12 protein-coding genes and 1 pseudogene are annotated in these 15326 nt (G+C 67.6%); 3 read left to right on the top strand and 10 right to left on the bottom strand.

Going from position 1 to position 15326, the window contains the following annotated elements; genetic code table 11:
* Nucleotides 1–266 precede the first annotated feature (266 nt).
* On the top strand, nt 267–1853 hold the full coding sequence (locus tag AC3IMC_RS11460) for an MFS transporter (RefSeq protein WP_490918673.1): 1587 nt from the start codon (nt 267–269) through the stop codon (nt 1851–1853).
* Nucleotides 1854–2074: 221 nt separating this feature from the next.
* The gene (locus tag AC3IMC_RS11455) at nt 2075–3199 is read left to right on the top strand and encodes an FUSC family protein (protein WP_490918672.1); all 1125 of its coding nucleotides are present in this window, start codon (nt 2075–2077) and stop codon (nt 3197–3199) included.
* Here the strand turns inward: AC3IMC_RS11455 and AC3IMC_RS11450 are convergent.
* From AC3IMC_RS11450 to AC3IMC_RS11430, 5 genes are all read right to left on the bottom strand, one after another.
* Complete coding sequence (locus tag AC3IMC_RS11450; RefSeq protein WP_490918671.1) at nt 3167–3940, bottom strand: SDR family NAD(P)-dependent oxidoreductase; 774 nt, start codon at nt 3938–3940, stop codon at nt 3167–3169. The two genes, AC3IMC_RS11455 and AC3IMC_RS11450, sit on opposite strands and share 33 nt — an antisense overlap.
* 26 nt (nt 3941–3966) lie before the next feature.
* Nucleotides 3967–5763 (bottom strand): IucA/IucC family protein, encoded by a 1797-nt coding sequence (locus AC3IMC_RS11445; RefSeq protein WP_490918699.1) that lies wholly within the window; start codon nt 5761–5763, stop codon nt 3967–3969.
* A gap of 77 nt (nt 5764–5840) precedes the next feature.
* On the bottom strand, nt 5841–6404 hold the full coding sequence (locus tag AC3IMC_RS11440; RefSeq protein ID WP_490918670.1) for a GNAT family N-acetyltransferase: 564 nt from the start codon (nt 6402–6404) through the stop codon (nt 5841–5843).
* Entirely contained in the window at nt 6401–7738 is a 1338-nt protein-coding gene (locus AC3IMC_RS11435) for a lysine N(6)-hydroxylase/L-ornithine N(5)-oxygenase family protein (RefSeq protein ID WP_490918669.1), read from the bottom strand. Before AC3IMC_RS11435 ends, AC3IMC_RS11440 begins: the two co-directional genes overlap by 4 nt.
* On the bottom strand, nt 7735–9294 hold the full coding sequence (locus AC3IMC_RS11430) for a pyridoxal phosphate-dependent decarboxylase family protein (protein ID WP_490918698.1): 1560 nt from the start codon (nt 9292–9294) through the stop codon (nt 7735–7737). The genes AC3IMC_RS11435 and AC3IMC_RS11430 overlap by 4 nt, the downstream gene beginning before the upstream one ends.
* Nucleotides 9295–9653: 359 nt before the next feature.
* Here AC3IMC_RS11430 and AC3IMC_RS11425 point away from each other — a divergent pair, with 359 nt between their 5' ends.
* Nucleotides 9654–9980: a hypothetical protein gene (locus AC3IMC_RS11425; RefSeq protein ID WP_490918668.1), complete on the top strand. Its 327-nt coding sequence runs from the start codon at nt 9654–9656 to the stop codon at nt 9978–9980.
* On the opposite strand, the gene AC3IMC_RS11420 is transcribed toward AC3IMC_RS11425, so the two are convergent.
* The 5 genes and pseudogenes from AC3IMC_RS11420 to AC3IMC_RS11400 form a co-directional block, all read right to left on the bottom strand.
* Nucleotides 9977–10942 (bottom strand): NAD(P)/FAD-dependent oxidoreductase, encoded by a 966-nt coding sequence (locus AC3IMC_RS11420; RefSeq protein ID WP_490918667.1) that lies wholly within the window; start codon nt 10940–10942, stop codon nt 9977–9979. The genes AC3IMC_RS11425 and AC3IMC_RS11420 overlap by 4 nt on opposite strands.
* Before the next feature lie 148 nt (nt 10943–11090).
* Nucleotides 11091–11419: pseudogene (locus AC3IMC_RS11415) on the bottom strand (GNAT family N-acetyltransferase).
* A gap of 15 nt (nt 11420–11434) precedes the next feature.
* Entirely contained in the window at nt 11435–12772 is a 1338-nt protein-coding gene (locus tag AC3IMC_RS11410) for an acyltransferase family protein (RefSeq protein ID WP_490918666.1), read from the bottom strand.
* A 141-nt stretch (nt 12773–12913) separates the two neighbouring features.
* Nucleotides 12914–13777, bottom strand: coding sequence for a class II fructose-bisphosphate aldolase (locus AC3IMC_RS11405; protein ID WP_490918665.1), 864 nt, complete (start codon nt 13775–13777; stop codon nt 12914–12916).
* On the bottom strand, nt 13777–15243 hold the full coding sequence (locus AC3IMC_RS11400; protein ID WP_490918664.1) for a GntP family transporter: 1467 nt from the start codon (nt 15241–15243) through the stop codon (nt 13777–13779). The genes AC3IMC_RS11405 and AC3IMC_RS11400 overlap by 1 nt, the downstream gene beginning before the upstream one ends.
* Between the last annotated feature and the right edge of the window lie 83 nt (nt 15244–15326).

The following is a 15326-nucleotide window of genomic DNA, read 5'->3' as shown; positions in this document are numbered from 1 at the left end:
CGGCCCGCAGGGCCGAAAAAGCGGAGCGCAGAAGGGTGCTGAAGGAAAATTTTTGGTAACGAAGCGGCCCACCAGCCTGCTTCCCAGTGATAGCGCGGGAAAAGCGGGAAAAAAATTCCCGGGCATGGACGTTTACGGCGGCGGAAACGGGGGTATCCTACGCCGCCGGGCGGCTGAGGGATGGTCATTTCGCGTAAAATTGAAGGCCTGCCCGGAGCGGGGCAGCTACAAGTCGCAAGCAAATGACCTCCACAGGAGTTGCCCAAATGCCCACAGACCGAAGCATGACCGACTCTTCAGCAGGCGCCAGGAACGCCAGCGGAACCAACCCTGCAGCCTCCGCGGTTGCCAAGAAACCCCGGCTGCTGCCACGCCGCCGGCTCAAGGAATCCGACGTCAACGTGGTTGACCAGCCGATGCTCAAAAAGGCCCTCGGCGGCACCATCGTCGGCAACACCATGGAATGGTACGACGTCGGCGTTTTCGGCTACCTGATCACCACCATGGGCCCGGTCTTCCTCCCCGAGTCCGACCCCACCACGCAGACGCTGTTCCTGCTTGGCACCTTCGCCGCGACCTTCATCGCCCGCCCGCTGGGCGGCGTCGTCTTCGGCTGGCTCGGCGACAAGATGGGGCGCCAGAAGATCCTGGCCATCACCCTGATGATCATGGCGGCCAGCACGTTCGCCGTCGGCCTTCTGCCCGGCTACGCGCAGATCGGACTGTGGGCCGCCGCGCTGCTGGTGCTGCTGAAGGTGGTCCAGGGCTTCTCCACCGGTGGTGAGTACGCCGGTGCCACCACGTTTGTCAGCGAGTACGCAGCAGACAAGCGCCGCGGGTTCTTCGCCAGCTACCTGGACATGGGCAGCTACCTCGGCTTCGCCATCGGCGCCGCCCTGGTCTCGGTCCTGCAGCTCACCCTGGGCCAGGCCGCCATGGAGGACTGGGGCTGGCGCATTCCCTTCCTGGTCGCCGGACCGCTGGGCCTGATCGCCATCTACTTCCGGAACCGGATTGAGGAATCCCCGCAGTTCCAGGCCACCCTGGACGCCCAGGAGGACCTCGCGAAGAATGCCGCAGAATCTGACGAAGCCGCAGCCAAGGGCCCGGTGGGAATCATCAAGGCTTACTGGCGCTCCATCATCGTCGCCATGATCCTGGTGGCCGCTGCCAACACGGCGGGCTACGCCCTGACGTCTTACATGCCCACCTACCTCACCGAGTCCAAGGGCTACGACGAGGTCCACGGCACCCTGCTGACCATCCCCGTGCTGGTGGTCATGAGCCTCTGCATCCCGCTCACCGGCAAGCTGTCCGACCGCATCGGCCGCCGTCCTGTCCTCTGGATCGGCGCCCTGAGCACCGTGGTACTGGCCGTGCCGGCCTTCCTGCTGATCGGCGTCGGCCAGATCTGGTCCACCCTGGGCGGGCTGGCACTGATCGCCTTCCCCGTGACCTTCTACGTGGCCAACCTGGCCTCCGCCCTGCCGGCCCAGTTCCCCACCTCCAGCCGCTACGGGGCCATGGGCATCGCGTACAACTTCGCCGTGGCAATCTTCGGCGGAACCACGCCGTTCATCGTGGCGGCCCTGATCAGCGCCACGGGCAATGACATGATGCCTGCCTACTACCTGATGGGCACGTCCCTCGTGGGTGCGGTGGCCATCTACTTCCTCAAGGAGTCGGCCCGCCGTCCGCTCCCTGGCTCCATGCCCAGCGTGGACACCCAGGAGGAAGCGAAAGAGCTGGTGGCCACCCAGGACGAAAACCCGCTGATCAACCTGGACGAACTGCCGTTCGAGACCCAGGACGCTGCCGACCACGCGGAGCCCGCGGTCGCGGCACGCTCCTAGCATGCCGGCCCGGGCACGCTTGTAGCCCACGCTCACAAGGCCCGCCCCGCATGCATCCTTGGGGGAAGCATGCAGGGCGGGCCTTTGCGCGCCCTTGGATGTCATTTTGTTTCTGCTTCCCCCGGGCGATATGGCTCCGTTCGGCGGCCGGTGATACGTTCGAAAAGGCCCTTCGAGGCCGCAGGGGAAGACACGGTCGATACAACGGGACAGGTCGGTACATGAAGCGGGTGGCGGAGCAGGTACGCGCACTCCACCGGCTGGAACCGGCCAATAACGACCACCTCGCCGCCCTCCGGGTGGCCATCAGCGTCGCCGTCCCGTCAATGCTCCTGATGGCGGCGGGCCGGACCGACCTCATCATCTACGCCGTCTTCGGCGCCCTCACCGGAATGTACGGCCGCTCCGAGCCGCACCAGCTGCGCCTCCGCCACCAGGGGCAGGGGGCCCTGGTCCTGCTCAGCGGCGTGGCGGTGGGCACCGCCCTGTCCCTGTACCACCTCCATTCGTGGTGGCTGGTGGCAGTGGAGGCCATCCTGGCCGGAGTGGGTTCGGTCTACTCCGACCGGGTACGCCTGAAACCGAACGGACCCTTCTTCGGGATCCTGGCCCTGGGCGCCTGCGCTTCCGTTCCCCTGCCGGTCCCCTGGTACGCGGCAATGCTTATCGCTGCAGGATCATCGGTGTTCTCGATCCTGGTCGGGTTCAGCGGCTGGATCCGCCGCAGGGCGTGGCAGCCGGGCGCGGCCCGGGCCGTGCCGCCACGTTCAGCGGCCCGTCGCCGTGAACTGCTGATCCACGCCGCGAGGTATGTGCTGGCCGTGGGAACGGCCGGAACGGTGGGCGTCCTCAGCGGCACCGGCCACCCCCACTGGGCCATGGCTGCCGCCGCCGTCCCGCTCGCAGGCGCTGACCTGCCCAGCAGCGTCCGCCGCGGCGTCCACCGCATCGTGGGGACGTTCGTGGGACTGGTGGTCACCGCCGTCGTCATCCTTCCCGCCCCCTGGACCTTGGCGGGGCTTTACCTTTCACATCAAGGGCCCGCGCACCAGGCCGTGGTGCTGGCGCTGCTGGTGATCCTTTTCCAATTCACCACGGAGCTGTTCATGACCAGGCACTACGGCCTCGCCATGGTCTCCTTCACGCCCGTCATCCTGCTGATCACCCAGCTGGCCTTCCCTGCCGATCCCCAGGTCCTGATCCTGGAGCGGGCGGTGGAAACTTTGGTGGGCGCACTCACTGGCATCCTGGTGGTGGTGGCCGTCCGCCGGGCGGGTTCACGTACCTGGGCAGGCCTGTTCGGTTCCCCGCGGCTATTTCGGCTTCCGCGCCGGTCCCGCCATTAGCCTGGCCGGCGCCACCCTGGCCACGGCAGCCACCACCTTGTACCGCTTGGACGGGATGGACACCGCCTTGCCGTTGGCGTTGTCGGCCAGGCCCTCACGGACCACCCGCTCCGCCCGCAGCCACGTCCAGGCGGGGGCCACCGATTTGTCCATCCCCATCCGGTCATGGAATTCGGTGTGCGTGAAGCCGGGGCAGACGGCGGTGACCTTGATTCCCCGCCTGCGGTAGGCCATGTTGGCCCAGCGGCTGAAACTCACCAGCCACGCCTTCGCGGCGGAGTAGGTGCCCCGCGGCAGGAACGCGGCCACGCTGGCCACGTTGATGATCCGTCCCTCCCCCCGTTCCAGCATGCCGTCCAGCGCCGCGTGCGTGAGCACCATGGCTGTCTCGGTATGCAGCTTCAGGTGGCTCTTCTCCTCCCCCACGTGGTTGTCCTCGAAGTTGTGCAGCAGGCCGATCCCGGCGTTGTTCACCAGCATCCCCACCGGCCGCCGGGCGTCCTTGAGGCGTTCGACGACGGCGGCCACGTCGTCGTCGTCCGTCAGGTCGGCTGGAAGCACCTCAGCCGTGATTCCGTAGCGCCGGCGCAGGTCCTCGGCGGTTTCTGCCAGCCGGGAGGCATTGCGGGCCACCAGCACCAGGTCGTGGCCCTGGGCCGCGAGCTGCCTGGCGAATTCATGGCCGAGCCCTGCGCTGGCCCCGGTGACGAGTGCGGTTGTTCGGGAGCTGGATGGCGTCATGCTGCAAGCCTAACCAGCTGTGCGCGTTACTGGCCCCGGTACCGGGCGAGCGGGTTGGCCAGGCGGCCGGCTTTCTGCAGGCCGCCGGAGGGATCGGCCAGGTCCAGCATGTTCTGGTTGTTCCGCAGCTGGAGCCGGTTCAGGCAGGACAGCTCGAAGTCCGGGGCGAAGAGGCCATGGCGGGCGAACTGGTCCGCGAGGTCCGGGTGCTGCCGCTGGTAATCCCGGATGGCCGCGGCGGCGGTCCGCCAGAATTCCTCCCCGGACAGCATCCCGTCTTCCTCCAGGAGCGCGGCCAGGAACCGGAAGATGCAGTCGAAGATATCCGTGAAGACCGCCAGGACCTTCTCCCCGTCCGGAATGTCGGCCTTGATCCGCGACACCTCGTCCGGCAGGTCCACCCGGTCCCCCATCACCACGATCTCCTCGGCGATGTCCTTCATGATGGCCCGTACAGGCACGCCGTCTTCGAGCACCAGGATGACGTTTTCGCCGTGCGGCATGAACGCCAGCTCGTAGCGGTACAGGCAGTGCACCAGCGGGATGAGGTAGGCCTCGAAGTACCGCCGGAGCCAGTCGGCAGGAGCCAGTCCCGACCGCTCAACCAGGGCGGACGCCATGGGCTTGCCGGCTGCGTCGACGTGCAGGAGCGAGGCCATTGTGGCCAGTTGCTGGCCGTCCCGGAGCAACGGCAGCGGGCTTTCCCGCCACAGGGCGGCCAGCATTTTCCGGTAAGGGGAACCGTCCGCCGAGCCGGCCTCGTAGCAGGGGTTGTGGTATCCGACGGCGGCCACCTCGCCGATCATGGTGAAGCCACGGCGCTGCAGCGCCTCGTCGGCGGTGATCAGCGCCCGCAGCCAGTCGTTGATCGCCGGAGTCGCCTTCATGTACTGCGGCGAGAGTCCCCGCATGAAGCCCATGTTCAGCACTGACAGGGCCGTCTTCACGTAGTTCCTGGCAGGCGCGCTGGTGTTGAAGAACGTCCGGATGGATTGCTGCGCCTGGTACTGGTCAAGCCCGGTGCCGAGGTGGACGATGCGCCGGCCGGCAATCTCGGCGGCGAACGTGACGGCGAGCTTGTTCTCCCACTGCCAGGGATGCACGGGCATCAGGAAGTAAGCCTCAGGGTCCAGGTCCCGGCCCTGCAACACAGCGTGGAAGGTGCCCAGCAGCGGCCCGAGTTCGGCGTCCAGGTGTGTTGCGTAGTCGAACCCGGCGCTGGAGGTGAAGACGGCGTGGCCGCGGTGCACGGCAATCCACTCCAACTGCACCCTGGCGCCCGCTTCGGGTGCGAACGCGTGGTAGTCGGCGATGCCGAAGCCCAGCCTGCCGTTGTTGGCGACGAAGCAGGGGTGGCCCTCGGTCATGCTGCGCTCGATGGCCTGGAAGTCGGCGGCCACGTCACCGCCGCGGGTCACTCCTGCCGCCAGTTCGGCGGCGGACGGGTGCGCGGCCGCCTGCTTGTAGGCGTGGCTGGCCAGGGTGCTGCTGATTTCCTCCAGGTACACAGGGAGCATCTCGATCCTGATGCCCAGGACCTCGTGGAACACGGTGATGAACTCGACGGCGTCCAGTGGCGCTTCGGTGCCGCGGCGGAAGTGCCGGATGGACGCGGCATCAATGGACCAGTGCTCCAGTTCCAGGATCCGGGCTTTAAAGCGGTACTCGTGGGCGCCGTCGGGGCTGCCGAGGCGGTAACTGCCCGGTTCCGGCCCCGAGATACGCTCCGGGCGCAGGATCCGTTCATGCGAAAACTCGGCGAGCGCTTTGCGGAGCAGGTGCCGGTTGGCCGCTTCCCAGCGGCGGGGGCTGAGGTGGGACACCGCGGACGGCGCGGAGGCGGCAGGCGCAGCCGGGACAGCCGGAGCCGGACGGGTAGGGGAGGTGTACAGGTCGGTGGTCACAGGGATGCTCCATTGGTGTTGGAAGAGGCGGTAAGCGGGGTTCGGGCGGCCAGGTAGTCCCCGCGGCTGCAGAAGCTCAGGAGCGCGTCCTTGTCCGGAAGCGCCACCACGTGGGCGGGGCGGAAGCCAAGCCGTTCGTTGAGGGCGTGGATGCGGGTATTCCGGATGTCCGGTTCCACCACGATCCTGTCTACCCCGGGCTTGGCAAACAGCCGGGCCAGGACAGCATCCATGACGGCGGTGGTGAAGCCGGTTTCCGGAGCACCCGATGGCGGGGCCACCAGCAGGTGCATCCCCATGTCGCCGGGCAGGACCGGGTACACCGCGGAGAGCGGCGAGGATGCGGGAGCGTACTCCTCCATCAGGAAGGCGGGCGCACCGACATCGAGCCCCAGCAGGGCACGGTGGTGCCCACTCGCCCGGATTGCTGCATAGTCCCGCGCGATGTCCTCCACGCTGGCTGACAGCATCCCCCAGAACGAGGCGTAGGGCTGCGTCACCCAGCTGTGCAGGAGCGGGGCGTCGGCCAGGGGGTCGACGTCGCGGAACGTGAACCTCATACCCTGGCCCCCATAGGGACCGCAGCGGGCGCGCCGAACTGCTGGAAGGCGATGCTCCGCTCCACGGGGTACACCTCACGGCCGGTGATTTCCCGGAGAATGCAGGAGTTGCGGTAGGCACCCATGCCGAGGTCCGGCGTGGCAAAGCCATGGGTGTGCAGCTCAGCGTTCTGCACGAAGATCTCCCCCGGTTCGACGCCGATGCCATAGTTCCGGTCCACGGCGAAGCGGCCGGCACTGTCCCTGGTGATCCGGTCCCGGACGCCAGCCAGGAAACCCGGTTCCCGGTAGCCGTATCCGGTAGCGAAGACCACGGCTTCGCTGTCCAGGCTGTAGGAGCGGCCTTGCTCGTCGTGCTGCAACTGCAGTACGTAGCTCCCGGCAGCCGAATCCCATGCGGCGGCAGTCAGCGTGGAGTGCGTCAGCAGCCGGGTATCCACCATGCCGGTGAGGCTCCTGGTGTAGAGCAGGTCGTAGATCGCGTCGATCAGGTCGGAGTTGATGCCCTTGTACAGGTTTTTCTGCGCCATGTTGAGGTGGTCGCGCTGCTCCGGCGGGAGGTTGTGGAAGTAGTCCACGTACTCGGGTGAGGTCATTTCCAGGGTCAGCTTGGTGTACTCGAGCGGGAAGAACCGGCCGGAACGCGTCACCCAGTCCAGGCGGTAGCCGTGCGCGTCCGCCTCCTGCAGGAGCTCGTAGTAGATCTCCGCGGCACTCTGGCCGCTGCCGATGATGGTGATGCTGCGCCGCTGCTGCAGTTCGGCTTTCCGGGCCAGGTAGTCGGAGTTGTGGATGGCCAGTCCCCCAGTTGCGGCCGTGGACGCCAGGATCCCCTCGGCGGCGGCCGGCACGTGCGGGGAGGTGCCGGTGCCGAGCACGAGCCGCCTGGCAAAAAGCACCCCGGGCCCGTCCGGACCCGACACGGACAGCCGGTACACGCCGCCGTCGTACGCCGTTTCCAGCACGGTTGTGCCAAAACGGACGGAGTGCAGCTGCGCGGCCACCCACTGGCAGTACTGGTTGTACTCGGCCCGCAGCGGGTAGAAGTTTTCCCTGATGTAGAAGCGGTACAACCGGCCCGTCTGCTTGAGGAAGTTCAGGAATGAGTAGGGCGAGGTGGGGTCGGCCATGGTCACCAGGTCCGCCATGAACGGGACCTGCAGGTGGGCGGGCTCCAGCATCATTCCGGGATGCCAGTCGAAGGTTTCCCGCTGCTCCAGGAAGACCCCGCTGAGGCCTTCCACCGGCTCGGTGAGGGCGGCCAGGCCCAGGTTGAAGGGCCCGACGCCGATCGCGGCGAAATCGTGGACCACAGCGCTGACGGAGGTGCTCATGCGGCCGCCCCGCCTTCGAGGAGGCCGGCGCCGGTGCGGCGCAGCAGGCTAATGATCCCGGCAATGTCCTCGAGGGTGGCCTCGGCGTTGAGGAGGGTGAACTTCAGATAGTGCCGTCCGCCCACCTTTGTGCCTGCCACCACCGCCTGGCCGGAGGCGAAGACTGCGGCGCGGATGGCGGGGTTGAGCGCATCGGCAGTCTCCTCGGCGAGCCGGCCGCCGTCCCCGAGCCGCGGGCGGTAGCGGAACACCAGCGTGCTGAGCTGCGGCGGTGCGGCAAGTTCGAAGTCGTCGTCGGCTTCAAGGAGCGAGCCGACGCGCCGGGCGAGGTCGATGGCTTCATCGAACAGGGCGCCGACGGCGTCCGCCCCCATGATCCGCAGCGTGAGCCAAAGCTTCAGGGCATCAAAGCGGCGCGTGGTCTGGATGCTCTTGTCCACCTGGTTGGGGATCTCGGCGAGGGCCGCGCTCTCCGGGTTCAGGTAGTCCGCATAGTAGGTGACGTGCCGCAGCATGCTGCGGTCGCTGACCAGCAGGGCGCTGGAGCTGACGGGCTGGAAGAAGGTCTTGTGGAAGTCCACGGTGACCGAGTCCGCGAGGTCCGTGCCGTCCAGGAGATGCCGGTAGCGCCCGGAGACCATCAGGCCACCGCCGTACGCGGCGTCGATGTGGAACCAGGCACCGTGGGCGCGGGCGAGGGTGGCGAGCTCTGCGAGCGGGTCCACCGCGCCGAAGTCCGTAGTCCCGGCCGTGGCCACGACCGCCATGGGCACCAGTCCGGCGTCGCGCGCTTCCGCCATGGCCCGGGCCAGCGCGGCAGGGTCCATCCGATGGTCCGGCGCGCAGGGGACGCTGATGACGGCGTCGAAGCCCAGGCCCAGCATCGATGCCGACTTCCGGATGCTGAAGTGGCTGTCCGCCGAGGCGAAGATGCGCAGGGTGTCCAGCAGGGCCGGGAGGCGGAGGCTGCCGCGGGCCGGGTCGCGGCGCAGGCCTGCAACGGCGTGGTTGCGGGCGATCAGCAGCGCCTGCAGGTTGGACTGGCTGCCGCCTGAGGTGAAGATTCCGTCGGCGTTGCCGCCAAGGTGCAGCCGCCGTGCGGTCCAGTCGATGAGGCGCCGCTCGATCATGGTGGCGCCGGCACTCTGGTCCCAGGTGTCCAGGGAGGAGTTGACGGCGGAGAGGACCGCCTCACCCACCAGTGCGGGGATCACCACGGGGCAGTTGAGGTGGGCGGCGTATTTGGCGTCATGGAAATAGACGGCGTCACGCAGGTAGACATCATCGAGTTCCTGCAGGGCCGCCGCCGTATCCGGCAGCGGCAGGTCCAGGTCAACAGCGCCCACGCGCTCCGCCAGGGTGGAAGGTTCGACGCCGGTGAACGGGCCTGTGGTCCGCTCCACTTTGGTGGCGACGGCGTTGACGCCCTGCAGGACCTGTGCCACGTACCGGGCGGAGTTCCTGGCATTGAAGAGGTGGTTGCTTGCCCCGAGCGCCAGCTCCAGCCGGGAGCCAAAGTCCTGCTCCTGCTGGCCCCCCGCCCCCGGCTGGTCCATCGAAAAGGACTCAGGCGGGGAAAGCGGGTCATCAACGGGTGGGGGGTCGAGTCGGGGCAGCAGCGGCACAGGGTTTTCCTTTTGTTGACGTTCCTAAGGCAAGGCAAGCCTTACTTAGGTAACCCTTTTAGTCAAACTTTCGTGATGTATTTCTTTACGTGCGATGATCGTTCACCCGACGATGGTCGGATGGGGTAGTTTCAGTCAGGGCGCCACCTTCAGGGGGTGCGCTGCATCACATTCGATTTGCGAAGTGATTAGTAAGCATGCTTTGCTTATCGGGCAAATGAACCTCCGCAAGCAGTTCGCGGCGGGGCTGCCGACGATGGCGGCTCCGTGAAAGAAGCCCAAGGATGACCATGATTACCACCGCAACCGAACATCAGCTGGCCGCGCCTGGGGAGCGCACCGATGCGGCTGGGCGCCTGTTGACCGCCACCGTACCCGTGGACGCAGGGCTTCTGGTCACCATGAACTCGCGGATGCATTGCCGCACACCCATGGAGCGTGTGGACTACGGTGAGCTGCCCGTCCGCCAGCCTGTCTACGTCGATGGCACCTCGGTGGTAGCACTCCATGCCGGATCAGCGCCCGAAAGCGTGGTCACCTACCGCTGCGCGTGCGGCTTTACGCTGGATGACCCCGGAATCGGCTTCGCGGCCACCGGCCAGGCCCTCGCCAGTTAGCGGCGGGCCGCGGCACGGGCGGCCTCGACCGCCTCGCGGGTGTCGGCCAGCACCAGATCCGCATTGATCCCTTCCGCCGCCCGAAGTCCGGCAGCTGCGGCCGTCATCACCTGCGCCGAGACGTCTGCCGCATTGCCTGCGGCCCACACGCCCGGGCAGGTCGTGCGGCCCGTTTCATCGGTTTCCAGCCTGGTTCCCGCCCCCTCGGCGAGCCCGCCGGGTTCCAGGCCCAGGCGCTGAAGCATATTGGCTTTGCTCACCGTGGCGGGACTCACCGCCAGCACGTCCAGGGGAACGGTCTGTCCACCGTCCAGGATGGCCCCTTGGAGCCGGTCGTTCCGGATGTCCAGCTTCCCGATTTTGCCTTCCACTACACGGACTGAACGGGCGGCGAGCTGTTCCTGTTCGCCGGGGTGCAGGTCCAGGGCACCGTTGAGGAGGAGGGTCACCTCGGAACTCCATTGCCGGAACGTCAGCGCCTGCAGGACGGAATGACCGTCAGAGCCCAGCACTCCAATTTTCTGGTTCCGGATCTCCCAGCCATGGCAGTAAGGGCAATACAGCACGTCGCGGCCCCAGCGCTCGGAAATGCCGGCAAGCTCCGGCAACTCGTCCGCGGTTCCTGTTGCGATGAGCAGGCGCCGGGCGGTTTGCACGGACCCGTCCTCCAGGGCCAGGACGAACCGGCCTTCCTCGCGGCACGCCGAGACGACGTTTCCGCAGACCGCTACCCCGCCATAACTGGCCAGTTCCTCCCTGCCTGCCACAATCAGGTCCCCTGGGCTCGTCCCTTCCCGGCTGAGGAAGCCGTGCACGCTTTCGGCCCCCAGGTTCCGCTGCCCGCCTGCGTCGATCACCACGACGGAGCGCAGGGCCCTCGCCAGGGCTACACCGGCGCTCAGTCCCGCCGGTCCCCCGCCAATGACTGCCACGTCGTACGCACCGTTCCCGCTACCCGCCACATTGCCCTTTCCTTCCAGCGCCTGGGCTGGACCGCCTTTACTGCACTTTGCCTGCTGCAGAGGGCGTACCCGGGGCGGCCGGCGAATAACGGGCGTGCGCCGGAAGAAGAGGCGGAAGAAGTCAGGCCGGGGTCAGCGCCCGGGCGGGCTAGCGCTCCGGCCAGTCGACGAACTGTTCGTAGCCCTCGTGCTTGCGCAGGTAGCTGGACATGAACGGGCAGTGCGGGATGATGCGTTTACCGTGGCCACCACGTCGTCCAGGGCGAAGTGCGCGAGCACCCCGGCCAGGCCCCGGCCCTCGAAGTCCTTGCCGGTTTCGGTGTGCGTAAAGTCGATATGCCCCGGAAGGTCACGGAAGAAGGCCTGGACGGCGAGCTTGCCGTCCACCAGCAGCTCATAGCGGTGGTGCGCGTCGTTGCGCCGCAGGGAAACGTTGGCGGTGAACTCATCCTCTGTGGACATGGTGTTCTCGGTCATGGTTCGACACTGGCACTACTTCACCCCGCTGGCAATGCCCCCGCCACCGCGTCCCCTTCCGGCCACAGGCTTTGGTGCGCCATGCCGCCGAGGGACTGGAAAGCCGCCCAGGAGCAGGATCGCCGCGGTGAAGCACAAGGCGCCGGCGGCCAGCAGTCCCAGCGAAAGTCCGCTCAGTGCAGCGTCGGCCACTGGAAGGAAGACCACGACGACGGCGGTCCCTGCCAGGGCGGGCCGGCAGCGGTAGGCGTGCGGCGCCGTCGGACGTTCCTCCAGGCGCCCGAACGCCACTGCTACCGGCAGCAGCAGGAGGACCAGCGCCAGGACCACCACCGGCCGTGACCACCACCACTCCGGCGTTCCGGCAGCAGGCTTGTAAACCGGGGTGAGCAGCAGCAGCCCGGACATCCCCACCAGCAGCGGAAGATGCCAGAGATAGACGGTCAGCGAACGGCCGCCCACCAGTGCCAGCAGCCGGCGCACCCAGCCGACCGCTGCCACCGGCCCCAGCGCCGGCCGCGCCAGTTCCATGGCCGCCAACTGGGCAATGCCGAGCAGGAACAGGGTGAGGTTGGGCGGGTTGAGGTTCACCAGCATGTTCCCTGTGTACAGGCCGAGGCCGGTCACCAGGCCGAGCACGAGATTGGCGGCAACAGCCATGCCTGCAAGGCCGGAGCGGGAAAGCTTGGAAAAGTGGCCGTCGGCGGCCAGGAACCCCAGCTGTTGCACTGCGCACCAGACGAACACGAGGTTGGCGTAGGAAAGGGCAGGCAGTGCGCCACGCAGGCAGTCCACTGCCACCACCAGGGCGGTGAGCAGGCCGAGTGCCAGCCACGGCGCCCGGGCGTGGAGGGCGGCCAGGACAGGAATGTTCAGCTGCGCCGCGAGGTAGGCCGCCAGGAACCATAGGGGCATCGCGGCGCCCGCGGCCATCAGCTGGACCGCCTGGCGGTCCACGCCCAGCACTGCGGCCGCCCCCAAACCCACGACCATCACGGCGAGCAACGCGGTGGCGGGCAGGAGCAGGCGCAGCAGCCTGGCACGGATGAACTGCGCCGCAGTGCCCCCGCTTCCCTTGAGCCGCCGCCAGGACTGCAGGCCGGTGATGCCTCCGGTGACGAAAAACAGGGGCATCACCATGAAGACCCAAATGACGGGAACGAACCAGTCCTGCACGGCGAGTGTGTTTTCCGTGGTCACCGTGCCGTCCGGGTGCAGTACGGGGCTGACCATCATGGAGTGTCCCACCACCACCAGTGCCAGGCAGGCGAAGCGGACAAGGTCGATGGCCGGATCACGGCCGTTTGCCGGGTCCGGCCCGCTCGCTGTCCCCCGCTTGCTGGCGCCGCCCACGGTGGGACCTACTGAGACCTGCTGCTGCCCACAGCACTATTGTGCCCCCGCCACCGGCGCTGTCTACGGTCTTTCGCCCCTGCCGTCGGGACAGCACAGCGGCCAGCGCCGGCCTCCCCCGGCGGCTTCGCAGCCCTGCAGCTACCGTGCCAGCGTGGCAAGCGTGGTGGTGGCGAAGTCCCTCGCGGAGTTGTTCCACTGGCCCAGCAGGCCCTGCAGGTTTTCGCCGTCCGCCCGGTGGGCGGCAAGCTGGTCCTGCAGGGTGGCCAGCACGCCCGTCCGCAGTTCGGTGTTGAAGTTGACCTTGCCCACGTTCATGGCGGCGGCCTTGACCAGTTCTTCGGCGGGGATGCCCGAGGCGCCGTGCAGCACCAGCGGGATGTGGGTCCGCACGGCGATGTCCTGCAGCACGTCCCAGCGCAGCCGCGGCTCGCCCTTGTACTTGCCGTGGACATTGCCCACGGCGACGGCCAGCAACTCAGCTCCGGTGCGGGACACGAAGTCCTCCACCTGCGCGGAATCGGTCATGCCGGCCACGTCCACCCCGGACTGGCCCGCCGGCTGATCGGCGGAGAAGGCGCGGTCCTCGTCGCCGGCCAGGCCGCCGAGTTCCGCTTCGAGCACGACGTCGGGGCCCAGCAGGGCGCGCGCGGCCCGGACCAGCGCAATGTTGTCCTCGTACGGAAGGGAGGAACCGTCGGCGAGGACGGAATCCGCCCCTGCCGCGACGGCGTCGGCCATCACTTTCAGGTCGCTTGCATGGTCAAGCTGCACCGCGACCGGCACCGCCGCGGCATCGGCCAAACCGCGGAGTGCCGCGATCAGCCGCAGCCCGTTCCCGGTAGCAGCGGTCTTGGGTGCTACCAGCAGGATGGCGCCGCGGCCGGCTTCCTCGGCTGCCCCCACCACGGCCATTGCCGTGGTGAAGTCGTAGCAGGTGAAGGCGGGCACCGCGGAACCGTGCTGCAGTGCGGCAGTAACCAGATGATCCAGTCGGGTACGCATCAGGCTCCCAGGCCTCCCACCAGGATCCAGGCGACGAAGGTCAGCGCGAAGCCGGCCAGGCCCAGGATGGTGGTGAGGACGGTCCAGGTCTTCAGTCCGTCCGAGACCGTGAGGCCGTAGTAGCGGACCACCACCCAGAAGCCGGCATCCGTGACGTGGGAGAGGCCCAGGGCACCGAAGCCGATGGCGATCACGATCACCGCGATCTGCGCCGGGCTGTAGCCGCCGCCGCTGACCGCTGCGGACAGCAGTCCGGTGGTGGTCACGATGGCAACGGTGGCCGACCCCTGTGCGGCGCGCAGGGCCAGGGAAATGATGAAGCCGAGCAGCAGCAGCGGCACTCCGAGGGTGTCCAGGGTCTTGGACAGCGCGGAACCGATGCCGGACACCTGCAGCACGTTGCCGAACACGCCACCGGCGGCGACCACCATCAGGATGGAGGCGATGGGCGGGAGGGATCCTTCGAAGATTTCACCGGTTTCCTTGAACGACCAACCGCGGCGGACGGCCAGCAGGAAGAAGGACAGCGCCACGGCCACAAGGAGCGCGAGGAACGGGTTGCCGATGAAGGCTGCCAGCCCATACAGCGGGTGGGACTTGGGGAGGATGAGGGTGCCGGCGGTGCCCAGGAGGATCTGGACGATCGGAGCGGCAATCAGGAAGATGATCAGTCCCGGGCGCGGGGGTGCCACGGCGGCGGCACCGGGGCCGTCGTGGCCCACTTTGACCAGGGATGTGGACCCGAACTCCTCAACCTGGGCCTTCACTGCCGGCAGCAGTTCGTAGTCCTTGCGGTTCATGATGGACGCCACCCAGTAGGACAGGAAGCCCAGCGGCACGCAGATCAGCAGCGAGATCAGGGCGATCAGCCCGATGTCCGCGCCCAGCACGCCGGCGCCGGCCACGATTCCGGGGTGCGGCGGGACCGCCACGTGGATGGCGAGCATGATGCCGGCCATGGGCAGGCCGAACTTGACCGGGTGTACCTTGGCGATCTTGGCGAAGGCATACACGATGGGCACCAGCACGATGATGCCCACCTCGAAGAAGACGGGGATGGCCACGAGGAAGCCGACGGCGGTCAGCGCCACAGCCACGCGGCGGGCACCGAGCTTGCGGGTGAAGTGGTCCGCGAGGGACTGGACGCCGCCGGAGACCTCGATCATCCGGCCCAGCACGGCACCGAGCGCGATCAGGATGGCCACCTTGCCCATGGTGCTGCCCACCCCGCTGGAGACCACGGTGAAGATGTCCTGCAGCGGGATGGTGGCAGCCATGGCCACCAGGATGCTGACGGTGAGCAGGGCCACGAAGGCCTGGATCTTGAAGCGGATGATCATCACCAGCAGGATGGCGATGCCAAGGGCTGCGATGGTGAGCAGCAGCGGGGTGCCCAGCTCAACCGCGGGCTTGATGGCCGGGGCATCGGCCGCCCGCACTATCAGCGGGTTAATCAGGTGGTTCATACGGGGAGGTGTCTCCTTTGACGTGCCGGCCTGGGGGAAAGCGGGCAGCAGGTATTACGGCGGGGATAAGGGTTGCGGGACGG

The organism is Arthrobacter sp. E70, assembly GCF_058266945.1.
This window is presented reverse-complemented; position numbering and strand designations above follow the sequence as displayed.